This window comes from Fibrobacter sp. UWB11 (genome assembly GCF_900143015.1).
GTDB lineage: Bacteria > Fibrobacterota > Fibrobacteria > Fibrobacterales > Fibrobacteraceae > Fibrobacter.
The window spans coordinates 1,140,903-1,155,774 of the sequence record NZ_FSRT01000001.1; the positions used below are offsets into that span (position 1 = coordinate 1,140,903).

The window sequence follows — 14,872 nt, forward strand, 5'->3', positions numbered from 1 at the left end:
ATTAGTGGCGGAAGTGGCGCATTCCGGTGAACACCATCGCAATGCCGAACTTGTCTGCAGATTCGATGGAGAGGTCGTCCTTCTTGGAACCACCCGGCTGAACAATGTAGCGAACGCCAGCATCATGTGCGGCTTCGACGTTGTCCGGGAACGGGAAGAATGCGTCAGAACCCATAACGACTTCGCCGAAGACCTTCTTTTCGAGAGCCTTGAGGCCAGTTTCGTTCACGAGCTTGCCGTTTTCGTCGAAGAATTCCTTTGCTTCCGGGAGGCGGGCAACGTTGTCGCGGACGCGCGGCTGGCAGAGACGGAGGTTCGAGTCGATGCGGTTCGGCTGACCCGGGCCAAGACCCATCACCTGGAAATAACCCGGCTTGTATTCGTAGCACATCACGATAGCGTTAGACTTTGTATGCTTGGTGACGAGCCAAGTGAAGCGGGCGAGGTCTTCCTTGTTCTTCGGGAACTGAGCCTTCGTGACACATTCGAACTTTTCCCAAGTGCCGATGTCGCGGTCTTGGACGAGCATACCGCCGATTACGTGCTTGTAAACCTTGCAGGCGGTTGCCTTCTTGATTTCGCCAACTTCGAGGAGACGGATGTCCTTAGACTTGTTCTTGAGGAATTCGAGAGCGTCGTCATCGAAAGCCGGAGCGAGCAAAATTTCAACGAACTTGCCCTTGAGGAATTCGGCTGTCTTAAGGTCGACCTTGCGAGTCACGGCAATCACAGAACCGAAAGCGGACACCGGGTCACCAGCCCAAGCGGCTTCCAAAGCTTCGCGGAGCGTTTCACCCGTAGCAAGTCCGCACGGGTTCATGTGCTTCACGATCACAACAGCGTTGCCATCGCTGAATTCGCGAGCCATTTCGAGGGCTGCGTCAGCATCGACGATGTTGTTGTAAGAAAGTTCCTTACCCCAGAGCTGCTTTGCAGAAGCGAGGTTTGCTTCGGTGCAGGTCGGGTCGCGGTAGAACACTGCAGACTGGTGGGAGTTTTCACCGTAGCGCATCGGCACGGGATCAACAAACTTAAGATTCAATTCTTCGGACATATCGTTTCCTTTGTGAATTTTTCCGAAAAAAATATAGAAAAATAGCCGAAGGAGATTGTTCTTGTGCCTTTGATTTTAGAAAAACACCCTATACGGAATCTGTTTTGAATAGGTACGGCCTTTTAAATCGTAATAGTGATTTTTACGTGCTGTGGGGAACTGTGAAAAGTTCTTCTTTTTTATTGCTATGGTTCCGCCTTTCTCCAGAACCTTTTCTATGGGTAGAAAAACGTATTCAGTTTTTGAATTAAAATCGGAGGGATATTCTTTGGCGAATATGATTGAATCACCATGCTGGGTAAAGGTTTTGATATGTAGGATTTCTGGATCGTTATTTAGGACAAATTTAATAGAATCCTTGTTGTATTTAAATTCGATACAACGTCCCTCGTTTTCTGAATCGTTTGTGTAAATAAAATCCGAAGTCTCTTGTTCGACAACTGTATCTTGTGAAGCTCCGTAAAAGCTGGTTGTTAAATAGAAAAGAGAGTCATTTTTTAGGAACAGCTTATTAATAAAGGTTTTGTCATCAGTCAATCTATGCCGAGCTAGAATGAGGGTGTCTCCTGTAAAGGCTATATCAGAAGAAAAGTAAGGAGAGGGCTTTTTTGCAATTTTATCTTCTAGAGTATTAAATCTGTTGTATACCAAGTGCCCTGCAGAATTATTCTCGGTATAATTAATGGATTCGCCTTCGTCCAAAGCATTTGTTTTTAGTGAGTAGGGAGGATCTTCTTTTTGGGATCTAAGAATGAAGCGTGTGTTTTCATACCAATCAAATTTGTGATTGGAGATAGTGCCGTCCCAATGAATATAGACTTCCCTATATGAAGTGTCTTCTCTAAATATGTCAAGATAATTTTCTTGAACTATTATGTAGTTATGGTTCAAGTAATATATTGCAGGCGCTATTTTTAGCAAAGCATCCGTGCATTTAATCGCGAAGGAGAATGTAATAGTCAACAAAATAATGGATAGAATTTTCTTCATGTCAATTTCTCCTTAAATATTTGTATGGAAAATACAAATTTTGTTGATGAAAAATTTGCTTAATAGTAAAAAGAGTCCGCTTTTACGGACTCTTGTATCTAATTTATCAAAGTTCTTTAAAATCGTAAATACGGTAATTTAGTACATGCTTGCGGGCGGATTATTGTCATCTAATCCCGGCAAGTCTGGATTTTGCGGGAGGTTTGCAAGCGGATCTTCCGGTTCGACGATTATGTTGTAGTAAACGTTGTTCTTGAGTTCGTCTTCGATGTAGAAGAGTGTTCCGCCCATAGCGCTACCGCAACCGGCACATGCGCCCTGGTAGCGGATTTGCAGGCGATTGTCATCGGTAAGGTCGAGAATTTGGATGTCACCGCCGTCGCCCTGGAGTGTTCCGCGGACGGTCTGGTGGAGCCATGCTTCAATCTTTTCGATCTTTTGAGCCTTGGTGAGCGCGTTCCATTCGGCATCGGCTTCGGCACGGCCTTCTGCGGTCTGCGTGCGGTACTTGATGCGTTCCATTTTTTCGCGAACGATAATGGCGGTGGCCTTCTTTTCGGGGTAGACCTCTAAAACCTTCGCGATGAGGTGGTTCATCTGCTTGATTTCTACAGCATCTTCCGGGATGGCTCGTACGTCCGGCGTATCGCGCAATTCTTCTTCGAGGCTTTCGGCGGTAATTTTGCAAGCGTCATCGACTGTTGCCATTTGAATCTTGCGGCAGAACGAATCGGCGAGGGCCGTAAAGAGCGGACCGCCGTATGTGAAAAATCTCGTTTCCAAAATTTTGTCACATTCTGGGTCAATCATCAAGTAGACCTTAAGGCTCGCTTCTTTCACATCGACGAGGGCGAGACCTTTTTCATCGGCTTCAATCTGGAAAATGGCTCCACGATATTTGGGAGCTTTAGCAATGTCTTGTAACTTCTGAGAAAATTTTGCGCTTTGTTCTTCGTTCATGCGAGCAAATTTAGAAATTTATAGCGCTTTTGGGGAGGGTTTTATAAAGCCTAGTCGAAGTATAGGATTTTCGACGTAAAAAGGAAATGCCCGCGCTATGGCGGGCACTCGAGACTTAACTGGATCCTTCACCCTTGCTGGGTTCAGGATGTCGCTGAGGTGCGACTCTTGGCTAGGCGCTGCGCTTGCCTCTTACGCCTTGATTATAGTATCCTTGGCGAGGACGACAATGCCGGATTCGGTCACGTGGAAAAGCTGCTTGTCGCGTTCCAGGTCATAACCAATCTGGAAGCCGGCTGGAATATGCAAGCCCTTTTCAACGATAGCGCGGCGCACCTTTGCACCCGGACCAATCGTCACGTTCGGGAAGAGGATGGATTCTTCGACCAAAGCATCCTTCTGGATGGTCACGCCCGGCGAAAGAATGCTCTTTACGACCGTACCGCCACCGATAATGCAACCTGCCGAAACGATGGAATCTACGGCAGCACCCTGATGGGCGTTGTTGTCGCCAGCGAAGAAACGTGCAGGCGGCTGGTTCCAGTTGAACGTACGGATCGGCCAGTAGTTGTTGTACAGGTCGAACGGAGGATTCTCGGAGCAAAGGTCCATGTTTGCTTCGAAGAAGGCATCGAGAGTACCCACATCGCGCCAGTAGCCCTTGGTAGAAGCCTGTTCTCCGCGAACAATGTTCGTGTTGAAGTCGTAAACGTAAACCGGATATTCCTTGTACAAGCGCGGAATGATGTGCTTGCCAAAGTCCGTTGCGCCAGAACTTGCGCCCTTCAAAAGTTCACGAACGAGGAACTTGCTCGTGAAAAGGTAGTTACCCATGCTGGCGAGGCACCAACCCGGACGGCTCGGCATCTGCTTCGGTTCCTTCGGCTTTTCTTCGAAACCGACCATGCGGTTGTCGGCATCTACTTCGATAATACCGAATTCGCGGGCTTCTTCGACCGGAACCGGAATGGCGGCAATCGTGAGGAGTGCTGCGCGGGAAAGGTGGAAATCAATCATTTGGTTGATGTCCATCTTGTAAATGTGGTCGCCACCGAAAATTGCAACGAGGTCCGGGCGTTCATCGGTAATCAAGTTGATGTTCTGGAAAATAGCGTCGGCAGTGCCGCGGTACCATTCATCGCCGGTACGCATCTGTGCCGGAACAAGGTCCACATATTGGTCAAGGCTTGCGTTCAAGTTCCAAGCTGCAGAAATATGCTTGTTCAAGGAATCACTCTTGAACTGCGTCAAAACTTTGATCTTGAAAATGCCGGAGTTAATGAAATTGTTGAGAACGAAGTCGATGATGCGGTAGGTTCCACCGAAGTGGACTGCAGGCTTTGCACGGTCGCGGGTGAGGGGCTGCAGGCGGCTCCCTTGCCCTCCAGCCATGATCATGCAAAGGATATTCTTTTGGTGCTCTCTAGAGTATGACCAGCTCATGAAATTCCTCTGTAAATTCGATTTAATAATAACCGCCTATAAAATACCATTTTTTTTGCAAAAAAAATTCTGAAAAATGATTTTTTGTTAAAAAAAGCAAACTTAAATGGGTAGAAAATACAAAAAAGGCGATTTATGTAAAATCGCCTCGCTTAGAGTTGTTCTAATTTTGGAAATTAGACTAGACCGTCAAAATACAAATGGTCGAAAAGCGTAGTGCCTGTGCATCTGTATTTTGCAGTCTTGTTTGCGTTTGCGCTGAATTCGAATACTTCATCGGCTTCCAAGTCTCTTCCTGCGACGACATCGACATGCAGATAAACGTGAGCACCCTCAGGAATGTTTGTCTGGGTCAAGACAACGGTACGTTCTTCCGTTACGCAAATATCGTGTCCATCTGCGTACGTACCTTTTTGTCCTGTAACAGGATGCTGCCATTTGACTTCAATTCGAGCAACGTAGGCTCCTTTGTTAAGAAGTGCGATTGATTTGATCTGATCCATTATTTATCTCCTTGAATTAATTGTTTTTGACTATTCGGTTATTACATTAAAGAATGTTTGCAAAATTGATGGATCTGCATTTGGCGTTAACAGTAACCAAAGAAATCTTTGCGCTTGCATACGGAGTAACCGGTTTTACTTCTGCGGCAAGGAAATGGTTAATGCCAGAAACGACTTGACCTCCGAGGTAGGCGAAAGGCTTGACATCGGAACCTACAAATCCGCTGATGACCTTGTTGAAATCTACCATAACTTCTTCCGGAATATCGGTAGTTGGGTCTACAACGATGCCGCCAGGAATCTCACGACCTTCGAGTATACGCTCGATTGTTGTAATCGTGACTTTGTCTTCCCAAACGTTGAAAATGACGAGAACGACATTCTTGTCTCCGGCTGCACTTGCAATGATTTGTTCTGCGAGAACGGCATGATTCATGCCTTTAACAACCTGCTGACCAAGATAAGCGAATACTTTATAAGATGCGCCAATGAGTTTGTTTAACTGTTCTTCTGCTGCACTAACTTCTTCTGGCCAATCTTTAACGAGAACATTGATATTCCATCCGCCTGCAATTACTCGTTCCATCATTTTGTTTTCTCCTTGTGTTTTTGTTTAATTTATGAGTTTATTGGGATCTTTATCCCTTCGATTTATTAAATGCAAGAATGTGTATTTTTACTCATTATTTTATCAATAAAAATTTATTTACATTATGAAACTTTTATAAAATCTCCAATGAAAATTTTTCTGTAAAAAAACACCGTTTGATATTTTATCAAACGGTTCCGTTGCATAATTGAAAAAATGAACTTTTGTAAATTACAAATCAGATTGTTTTTTATTTGAGTTTTTCTTTTTTGAATGCTTGACTAAAAGCGTTATCACAACTCCCAATACAAATCCTAGAACTGCGGCAAGTATGAATCCGCCGGTTTCTGTAGAAAGAATAAATGCTCCGTACACGGATGGCGTTGCATAAACCTTCGAACCAGAAAATACGCTTATTACAGCAAAAAGAGCGACTAAAGTAAGGCATGCTGTTGTCGTCAGGATCTTTGTAGTTCTTCTTTCTCGTTTTTGTCGGATTATTCCAGCTCGTCGCCTTATTTCTTTAAGAGCGTCTTCTTTTGTGTATTTCAAGTTTCCTCCTTAATGGCTTATATTTTATATGCTACTTAATTGCATAATTTAGTTTTTTTACTCAATATTTTATTGTAAATAAAAATAAGCAAGTAACGTAAAACGCCCAGGACGATAGGATCCTGAGCGCTTTTTTTTGAGGTGTAGTTTAAACTCTAAAACACCACGAGAGAAACTCCTGGTTTTACTACTTATTAATTGTAGGAATGTTTAATTTTACTCACTACTTTGTTTTAAAATTTTGTTTACAATATTGATGAGTTTATTTAAATAATTACATTTTGTTACAAAAATGTTGTCATAATGGGAAAGGTGTGTGATGCCCGATGTTGATGGACAATTGTTTATCCGTTTTTTAAACGACGATGCTCAAGATGCTCTTGAAGTCCTTTTTGAAAAGTATAGGGATGGTTTAATCTTGTTTTTGTATGGATATGTTCAAAATGCAGATGTTGCCGAAGAATTGATGATGGACACTTTTGCAATTTTGGCTTCTGGTACGGCTCGCTATAAAGAAAATAAGGATGCGTCGTTTAAAACTTGGCTCTTTGCGGTTGCTAAAAATCAAGCGTTGCTTTATTTACGGAAACGTAAGGTCAAATTTGTTTCTTCTGCGAACGATTTTTTGAACAATGTAGAGGCAGATGCTAGTTTTCATCCAGTGGGGATGCTATTGAAAAATGAGACGGATTCACAAGTGTATCGAGCGATGAAGTCCATTGATGCTGATTATAGGAATGCGTTATTCCTCTTGTATTTCGAGAATATGAAGCCGGAACAGATTAGCCGAATAATAAAGAAAAGCATAAAGCAGACGTACAATATTCTAGCGCGAGGAAAAGAGGCTTTGCGTATTGCGTACGAACGGATGAATAATTCGCATTTGGCGGGAGAAGGGTGAAAATGAGCGGATTGACTCTGCTTGATGTCATCATGACCATTTTTCAATCTGTTATTTTAGTTGTTGTTATTGTTAGAACTGTCCAATTGATGAAGAGCGGGAAAAATGAATTTCTTCCGTTCTTTTTTCTGTTGGCGATGGTTAGTTTTCTTTTGAGTAATTTGTACTGGATCGCGTATGATGTTTTAAAACCAGATACGCGCATGCCGATTGCGTCTAATGAAATAGGGGAGTGCGCCATGATTCTACTTTTGTCGGCGGGGCTCGAATCTTTGCTGAAAGACAAGAAAAGGATTCTTGGTGAAATCGTTTTCGCATTTCTGTTTATTGGTGCAAATATTGCGTTATGGATTGCGTGGTCTGGGGAATGGCTTCAGGATATTTTATTCGGAATTCCCTATATCTATTTCTTATGGGTTTTGATTCGTGGAATGCGGAGTAGGGGCGTATTGGCTCGAAAGGAACTGCTGCTCGCTGCTGTGATGAGTATTTCTGTTTTGATTTTGCAAATCCCGTTGCTATGTGAGAAAGGGTTTTTGTACGAATTTGTAAATGTGGTGTGTTTTGTGGTGATGTTTACTTTGATGGTTTGGCTTGGGGTTAAGAGCTTTCGATGCAAGGATTTTTTTGTTACTTCGACATTTTTTTTGTGGACGGAACTTGCAATGTTTTTGAGCCCCTTGCCTTATTACAATTTGGCTTTTGGAGTGAATATAATTGTATTGCCAATAATGTTTACGTCGATGAAAAGGGAACTAATGGATGATTTATGCTGAAAATGTTCTGATTTGCATTGCTGTGCCGCTTGCGATTACTTTGCTTTTCACTAAGGGGAGTGCACGACGTTTGACGGCCTCGTTCCTTGTGGGGATGATCGTTTGCATTGTTTCGGCGTATATTTCTGGGTATGTTCAAGTGTTATCAGATTTCTCGGCTGAAGATACCTCTATTTTTCTTTCTCCGATGATAGAGGAATGCATGAAGCTTTTATCGATGCTGTTTTGCGTTTATGTGTCTAATCCGTCAGATGATGAAATCCAGTTGTGTGCTGTTGGTATCGGTGCAGGTTTTGCAACGTTTGAGAATTGCTGCTTTATTTTGTCATCGGGTGCTCCGCAACTGGCGAATGTGCTCGTGCGCGGTGCTGCTGTCGGTGTGATGCATATCGTGACTTTGGTGGCGCTAGCTAAGGGAATGCAACTGCTGAAAACTTACAAGGCTTTTTCGCTTGCAGGGATTGCTGGTGTGTTGTCGCTTTCCGTGACGGTCCATGGGCTCTATAATTTGCTGGTTTCTAAGCCTGGAGTGTCATCGTACATCGGGTACGTGATGCCGATGATCTGCGCGATAATGCTTTATATGATTAACGGAAAGACGAATCAATAAAAAAAAACGCTACTCATCGTGACGGGGCGTTTTAATTAATCGTCAACCGATTACAGGCTGATCGGGCCTTCAGTGTCCTTGGACATCACGTCATAGAATGCGAAGCGTGCGTCGGTATGAGACTCCGCATTCAACTATCGCATATAGGAACTTTTGATGGAGTTGAATGCTCCGCGCTACGAAGGCTACTTAAGAGTAGCCTCCTCTGCTTGGCGGTGGACGCCCGCTTCTAAAGCAAAAGGCCCCGTTCTTTCGAACGGGAGCCTTTTTTGTAAAGGGAGTTTCCCGGTCAAGCCGGGAATGGCATCCTTACAGGCTGATCAACCCTTCGGTATCCTTGCTCATGGCATCATAGAAGGCATAGCGGGCGTCCACTTCCTTCTGGAGGTCGTCGGCGAGCTTCTTGGCCACTTCCGGATTGTTACGGGTGAGCTGCTTGTAGCGGTTTTCGGTGTAGATGTATTCTGCAACCGGAATCGTCGGCTTCTTGGAGTCGAGGATAAGCGGAGCCTTTCCTTCGGCGGCGAGAGCCGGGTTGTAGCGGAGCAGAGTCCAGTAACCGGAATCCACGGCCATCTTCTGGTGCTGAAGCTGGCTGTTGAGATCGAAACCGTGGTTGATGCAGGGGCAGTAGCAGATGATCAGAGACGGACCATTGTGTGCTTCTGCTTCCTGAAGAACCTTGAGTGCCTGAGCGTCGTTTGCACCGAGGGCGATACGGCCCACGTAAACGTTCTTGTAGCTCATGGCGATAAGGCCGAGGTCCTTCTTGCCAGCGCGCTTACCAGCGGCAGCGAAGAGGGCGACAGCGCCACGGTTCGTGGCCTTGGAAGCCTGTCCACCGGTGTTGGAGTACACTTCGGTATCGAGGACGCAGATGTTCACGTTTTCGCCCGTGGCCATCACGTGGTCGAGACCACCGTAACCGATGTCGTATGCCCAACCGTCACCACCGAAGATCCACACGGACTTCTTCACGAGGTAGTCGGCGAATTCGTCGCGGAGGCTGACGGATGCATCGTCGGTAGCACCGGCGAGGGCGGCCTTCAGGGCGGCAACGTTTTCACGCTGGGCCTTGATGCCGGCTTCGTCGTCCTGCTTCTGGGTCGTGAGCTTTTCCTTGAGTTCAGCAGGAACGTTCACGGCTTCGAGGAGGCTCAAAGCCTGCTTGGCATGCTTCGTGATAGCGAGGCGCATACCGAGACCGAATTCAGCGTTGTCCTCGAACAAGCTGTTGGCCCATGCCGGACCGCGGCCTTCCTTGTTCTTTGCCCACGGAGTGGTCGGGAGGTTACCACCGTAAATGGAGGAGCAACCCGTAGCGTTGGCGACAACCATGCGGTCACCGAACAACTGGGAAACGAGACGCACATAAGCGGTTTCGCCGCAGCCTGCGCAGGAGCCGGAGAATTCGAACAACGGTTCGAGGAGCATGGCCTGCTTGACGAGGTTCTTGTTGACCTTGGTGCGGTCGAATTCCGGGAGGTCGACGAAGAAGTCCCAGCACTTGCCTTCCTGGACCTTGATGGGTTCCTGCGGCACCATGTTGATGGCCTTCTTGGTCTCGTCGGTCTTGTCCTTACCGATACAGGCCTGCGTACAAACGCCGCAACCCGTACAGTCGTAGCTGGACACGGAAATAGCGAACACCGGCTTTTCGGAACCTTCGAGCTTGAAGCCCTTGGCCGGAGTGTACTTGAAGCCTTCCGGAGCGTTCTTCACGGCGGATTCGTCAACGACCTTCACGCGGATGGCTGCATGCGGGCAGACCATAGCGCACTTGCCGCACTGCACGCAAGCGTCCGGATTCCAGGACGGGATGTTGAGGGCGAGGTCGCGCTTTTCGTACTTGGTGGTACCGGTCGGGAACACGCCGTCGCAAGGCATCTTGGAGACGGGGAGGAGTTCGCCGTTGCCCTTGATGATTTCTGCGGTGACTTCGTTCACGAACTTCGGAGCGTTGCCGTGGATCGGAGCGCGGAATTCCTTTGTGCTGGTGACAGCAGACGGAACCTTGACTTCGAAGAGGTTGGCAAGAGAGGCGTCGATAGCGTCCCAGTTCTTCTGGACGACTTCCATACCCTTCTTGGCGTAGGTCTTTTCGGCGTACTTCTTGATGTACTTGATAGCAGTTTCTGCATCGAGAACGTTACCGAGCTTGGAGAAGAAGCAGGTCTGCATCACAGTGTTGATGCGGCGGCCCATGCCGGTCTTTGCGGCAACGGCGTAAGCGTCAATGACGAACACCTTGAGGTGCTTCTTGATGATGGCTTCCTGCACCGGACGCGGGAAGGTATCCCAAACGGTGTCGGCGGAGTGCGGGGTGTTCACGAGGAACGTTGCACCGACCTTGGCATACTTGAGCATGTCGATGGATTCGAGATGCGGAGTATGGTGGCAAGCAACAAAGTCAGCTTCGTTTTCGCCAATGAGGTACGGGGCGTCGATGATGCTCTTACCAAAGCGGAGGTGAGAGGTGGTCATGGAGCCGGACTTCTTGGAGTCGTAAACGAAGTAGCCCTGAGCGTAGTTGTCGGTTTCGTTACCGATAATCTTGATGGAGTTCTTGTTGGCTCCGACAGTACCGTCAGAGCCGAGACCGAAGAACATGGCCTGGAAGAAGTCGCTTTCGAGCTTGAAGTTCGGATCGATGGTGAGGCTCGTGTGGCAAACGTCGTCGTTGATACCGACTGTGAAGCGAGCCTTCGGTTCTGCCTTGGAGAGTTCGTCGAAGATGGCCTTGACCATAGCCGGGGTGAATTCCTTGGAGGAAAGACCGTAGCGGCCACCGATCATCTTCGGCATAGCCATCTTGCCAGCCATCACAGCTTCGGAAATAGCGGTAAGGGCATCCTGGAAGAGCGGTTCGCCTGCGGAACCCGGTTCCTTGCAGCGGTCGAGGACGGCAATCTTCTTGACAGTCTTCGGGAGAGCGGCAACGACAGCTTCCATCGGGAACGGACGATAGAGGCGGATGTTCACGAGACCGACCTTTTCGCCCTTGGAATTGAGGTACTTGACGGTGTCACCGATGGTGCAGGTCGAAGAACCCATAGAAATAATGACGCGTTCTGCATCAGCAGCACCGACGTAGTCCACGATGTGGTACTGACGGCCAGTGTAGCTTGCAACCTTGTCCATATACTTCTGGACAATTTCCGGAACCTTGGCGTAGAACGGGTTCACCGTTTCACGGCCCTGGAAGTAAACGTCCGGGTTTTGGGCGGTACCGCGCATAGTCGGGCGGTCCGGTGTGAGGCAGCGTTCGCGGCAAGCCTTCACATACTTTTCGTCGATGACGTTACGGATAACGCCGTCTTCGAGAGCTTCGATCTTCATCACTTCGTGAGAGGTACGGAAACCGTCGAAGAAGTGCATGAACGGAACGCGGCTTTCGAGAGTAGAAGCGTGGGCCACGAGAGCGAGGTCCTGGCATTCCTGTACGCAGCTGGAGGCGAGCATCGCAAAACCCGTCTGGCGGCAAGCCATCACGTCGGAGTGGTCACCGAAAATGGAAAGGCCCTGCATAGCAAGAGCACGTGCAGTGACGTGGAAGACCGTGGGGGTCAGTTCGCCTGCAATCTTGTACATGTTCGGGATCATCAAGAGAAGACCCTGAGATGCGGTGAAGGTCGTGGTCAAAGCACCGGCCTGCAGAGCACCGTGAACGGTACCGGCAGCGCCACCTTCGGACTGCATTTCAAACACGCGGGGAACCTGTCCCCAAATATTCTTCTTGCCTGCAGCACTCCAGTTGTCGGCGTGCTCAGCCATAGGACTAGACGGTGTAATCGGGTAAATAGCCGCAACTTCGCTAACAGCAAACGCTACGCTAGCGGTGGCTTCGTTACCGTCACACGCAATCATCTTTTTTGCCATGGATATCTCCGTTTTTAGGTTTTTTCGTAAAAAATCTGATCATATACACCTTCGGCGTGCGATACACGCAAGAAGGGCAAAAATCCACGCATAAAATTAAATAAGATTACCCAAAACGGACAACCAATTTTTGAAAAAATGCGGAAATATTAGCATAGTCACCCCGGACACAGCTCGGGGATGCGCTATTTATTATTTGCTCAGCAATTTCTGGTTAATTTCAATTTCCAGTCCGGCGTAGCTTGGGCCAAACTTTTGCCTTAGCGTTGTGGTGAGACCGTCGGATTTACCCAAATAGGGGTAGTTCTTGCGGATTTTGAGCCACGGTGCACGTTCGTGAATGCTCTTGATGAGTGCCGTTGCAATTTTTGCTTCGGTGGGGCGTGCGGGGTCATAAAGAATTCCCACGTCGGCATCTCGCTCTACGTCGTTCAAGACCGGGGTGAAACTGTGAATCCCCAAGTGGATGACTTTGAGAGGGGCTTCTTTTTCGATTTTTCGCTCTCTTGCGGAAATTATTCCGGAAACAAAGTTTTCGATTTTCTCACGGTATTTTTTCCAAAGAGTAAACATGTACTCTTTGACTGCGCTTGGTAAACTTGCTGTATATTCCGAATAGAACGACTTGCTTGTCGAACTGCGGTTCATGTCGACCACCAGGCGCGAAAAACGGCTTGAACAGTGAAAGTCCGGTTTTAGCCGTTTTACAAGATTTGAAAATATGTTGTACGCACCGATGTCGTAACCGCGGTGAGAGGCGAGAACTTCATCGGGAATCTTTGAATCGCGGAGAGCGCGCAGGACGAAATCCGGCACAGCGTTGCTCGCATGTTCGCAGGTAATCATCAGTGCCGGTGCTTTCATTATTTTTTCTCCACAACAAGAATATTTCCGTCATAAGTCATGACACCCAACAGAATGCTGTGAATCAGACGGAATTTGTCCACTTTATAGTAAGGACCGTTTGCCATCGGGTTTGTACAATCAGGGTCTGCGACCATGAATTGCTTTTTTTCGTCAAGCCCGTAAAGCACCACAAAATGGCCCATCGGTTCGCCATGAATGTCGTCAAAAACTGATTGGTCGTTATCGTTGGTGTATTCGCGAGGGGAACGATAAAGGTAGGTGGCGCTTAAGCCGCAAAGAACAGGGATGCCGCGCTTGAAATAGCCTTCGAACATGCTAGCGCGAAGGTCTGCCGTAGCGACTGTTCCGCCCAAGTCGATAAATCTAATATAGGCGTCAATTGCTTTTTTAAGCTTAGGTGCATGTTTTGCCTTGTGCAAGGCGACCAGTTTTTCGCGGAGTTCGGGCATCTTGAGCTTGCTCCACGTCGGGTCAAAAATCTTTAAATTGTAAGAATAAATTGTAGCCTTGAATCCGCGTTTGAGGGCGTCTATACCCAGGAATACACCTAGCGTGCCGCCTTCTTCCAAAAATTCAATTTCGGAAATGAGTTTTTTAAGGGGAATATTATAGCCAAGATAAGAATAAACAGCGTGTAGGCTAGTGGGTCCGCACGTAACATCGTCTGGCTGAGGGAGTATTTTCAAATCCATCGAGTGCCTCGTTATTAACCGTGGCGGTTTGATTACCAAATCGTCAATCCACGCTAAAATATAGAAAATTGTTATTAGTTATGTGTTTTTGGCTACTAGAAAAATAAAGCATAGTTTTTATTGCGGGAATGAAATAATTCTATTAAAATACTTATTTTAAATTTATGATTGATAAAATATGGATTTGCTGTTTCGCTTTGCTTGCCGTTGGCTTTTTAGCCTGTTCTGATTCGACTCCGTCCAGTGCGGAATTTCGAGCAAATTTTTTTACCGATTCTCGTGACCAGCAAACATACAAGCTTTTGGATATTGGTGGGCGAGTGTGGATGGCTGAAAATCTCAATTATCAAGAAAATTTGGAGATAGTTGTTGATACTGTTCGCGGTTGGTCCGGTTGTTTTAATAATAGTGAAGATTTCTGTGAAAAACAGGGGCGGCTCTACGAATGGGATGTGGCGATGAATGCTTGCCCAGATGGCTGGGAACTTCCGTCCAAGGCAGATTTCGATAGCTTGTTTGCGGCGGTGGGCGGCCCTGAATATGCAGCGGATTCTCTAAAATCGCGTGGCTTTATCTCGGAAATCCAGGGCGGATATCATTTTATGGAGTATTTTAGCTTTTTTGAAAATTATGCTTATTTTTGGACCCGAGACGAGGTCCGGGGGAGCAACGCTCGTAGTGTGATGTTCGAAAATGGACGTTCTAGCGCATCTTTTGATGAAACATACGAGAAATTTGCCTTATCTGTGAGGTGTGTCCAAGGAAAAAATTGAAAATATATTATATTAGTTATATCACCATCAAAAACATTAGGAGCTCCTATGGCTATCGACCACAATCTCTTAACGGGACAGTTCCGTCCTCTTGGCGAAAACAAAATTGAGCAAACCCTTTCTGCAAGCCAGAAGGTTTTGCCCACGCATACGGGAAAAAGCGCAATGCGCCATTTGACCCCGCGAAACCGAAAGCCTAAACTCGAAAAATCGTAACGGTTGCCGTCATCCTGAGCGGAGAACCATTAGGTTCGAAGACGAAGGATCCATAGCAATTAAAGAA

General features: G+C 47.0%; 14 protein-coding genes. 4 read left to right on the forward strand and 10 right to left on the reverse strand.

What is annotated here, in order from left to right:
- Window position 1 precedes the first annotated feature (1 nt).
- From BUQ91_RS04885 to BUQ91_RS04915, 7 genes are all read right to left on the reverse strand, one after another.
- Window positions 2-1,054, reverse strand: coding sequence for an IMP cyclohydrolase (locus BUQ91_RS04885; protein ID WP_074208356.1), 1,053 nt, complete (start codon window positions 1,052-1,054; stop codon window positions 2-4).
- A gap of 75 nt (window positions 1,055-1,129) precedes the next feature.
- Window positions 1,130-2,044 (reverse strand): hypothetical protein, encoded by a 915-nt coding sequence (locus BUQ91_RS04890; RefSeq protein WP_074208357.1) that lies wholly within the window; start codon window positions 2,042-2,044, stop codon window positions 1,130-1,132.
- A gap of 138 nt (window positions 2,045-2,182) precedes the next feature.
- Window positions 2,183-3,004: a NifU family protein gene (locus tag BUQ91_RS04895; RefSeq protein ID WP_074208358.1), complete on the reverse strand. Its 822-nt coding sequence runs from the start codon at window positions 3,002-3,004 to the stop codon at window positions 2,183-2,185.
- Window positions 3,005-3,196: 192 nt separating this feature from the next.
- Window positions 3,197-4,447 carry a glucose-1-phosphate adenylyltransferase gene (gene glgC / locus BUQ91_RS04900; protein ID WP_072828879.1) on the reverse strand — a complete coding sequence of 417 codons (1,251 nt, stop codon included), beginning with the start codon at window positions 4,445-4,447 and terminating at the stop codon, window positions 3,197-3,199.
- Between the two features lie 176 nt (window positions 4,448-4,623).
- Window positions 4,624-4,950 carry a hypothetical protein gene (locus BUQ91_RS04905; protein ID WP_072828877.1) on the reverse strand — a complete coding sequence of 109 codons (327 nt, stop codon included), beginning with the start codon at window positions 4,948-4,950 and terminating at the stop codon, window positions 4,624-4,626.
- 46 nt (window positions 4,951-4,996) lie between these two features.
- Window positions 4,997-5,539: a hypothetical protein gene (locus tag BUQ91_RS04910; protein ID WP_072828875.1), complete on the reverse strand. Its 543-nt coding sequence runs from the start codon at window positions 5,537-5,539 to the stop codon at window positions 4,997-4,999.
- Between the two features lie 231 nt (window positions 5,540-5,770).
- The gene (locus BUQ91_RS04915) at window positions 5,771-6,091 is read right to left on the reverse strand and encodes a hypothetical protein (RefSeq protein ID WP_074208359.1); all 321 of its coding nucleotides are present in this window, start codon (window positions 6,089-6,091) and stop codon (window positions 5,771-5,773) included.
- A gap of 319 nt (window positions 6,092-6,410) precedes the next feature.
- On the opposite strand from BUQ91_RS04915, the gene BUQ91_RS04920 reads away from it, so the two are divergent.
- The 3 genes from BUQ91_RS04920 to BUQ91_RS04930 are packed head-to-tail and all read left to right on the forward strand — an operon-like array spanning window position 6,411 to window position 8,378.
- Window positions 6,411-6,992: an RNA polymerase sigma factor gene (locus BUQ91_RS04920; RefSeq protein ID WP_074208360.1), complete on the forward strand. Its 582-nt coding sequence runs from the start codon at window positions 6,411-6,413 to the stop codon at window positions 6,990-6,992.
- A gap of 2 nt (window positions 6,993-6,994) precedes the next feature.
- Window positions 6,995-7,768 carry a hypothetical protein gene (locus BUQ91_RS04925; protein WP_074208361.1) on the forward strand — a complete coding sequence of 258 codons (774 nt, stop codon included), beginning with the start codon at window positions 6,995-6,997 and terminating at the stop codon, window positions 7,766-7,768.
- Complete coding sequence (locus BUQ91_RS04930) at window positions 7,755-8,378, forward strand: PrsW family glutamic-type intramembrane protease (RefSeq protein ID WP_074208362.1); 624 nt, start codon at window positions 7,755-7,757, stop codon at window positions 8,376-8,378. The genes BUQ91_RS04925 and BUQ91_RS04930 overlap by 14 nt, the downstream gene beginning before the upstream one ends.
- 309 nt (window positions 8,379-8,687) lie before the next feature.
- Here the strand turns inward: BUQ91_RS04930 and nifJ are convergent, their stop codons facing one another.
- The 3 genes from nifJ to BUQ91_RS04945 form a co-directional block, all read right to left on the reverse strand.
- A complete protein-coding gene (gene nifJ / locus BUQ91_RS04935) occupies window positions 8,688-12,257 on the reverse strand; it encodes a pyruvate:ferredoxin (flavodoxin) oxidoreductase (RefSeq protein ID WP_074208363.1) in 3,570 nt (1,189 codons plus the stop codon).
- 192 nt (window positions 12,258-12,449) lie between these two features.
- Complete coding sequence (locus BUQ91_RS04940) at window positions 12,450-13,121, reverse strand: N-formylglutamate amidohydrolase (protein WP_074208364.1); 672 nt, start codon at window positions 13,119-13,121, stop codon at window positions 12,450-12,452.
- A complete protein-coding gene (locus BUQ91_RS04945) occupies window positions 13,121-13,816 on the reverse strand; it encodes a peptidase-C39 like family protein (protein WP_072828850.1) in 696 nt (231 codons plus the stop codon). The genes BUQ91_RS04940 and BUQ91_RS04945 overlap by 1 nt, the downstream gene beginning before the upstream one ends.
- Window positions 13,817-13,980: 164 nt before the next feature.
- On the opposite strand from BUQ91_RS04945, the gene BUQ91_RS04950 reads away from it, so the two are divergent.
- Entirely contained in the window at window positions 13,981-14,589 is a 609-nt protein-coding gene (locus BUQ91_RS04950) for an FISUMP domain-containing protein (protein ID WP_074208365.1), read from the forward strand.
- The last annotated feature ends 283 nt before the right edge of the window (window positions 14,590-14,872 follow it).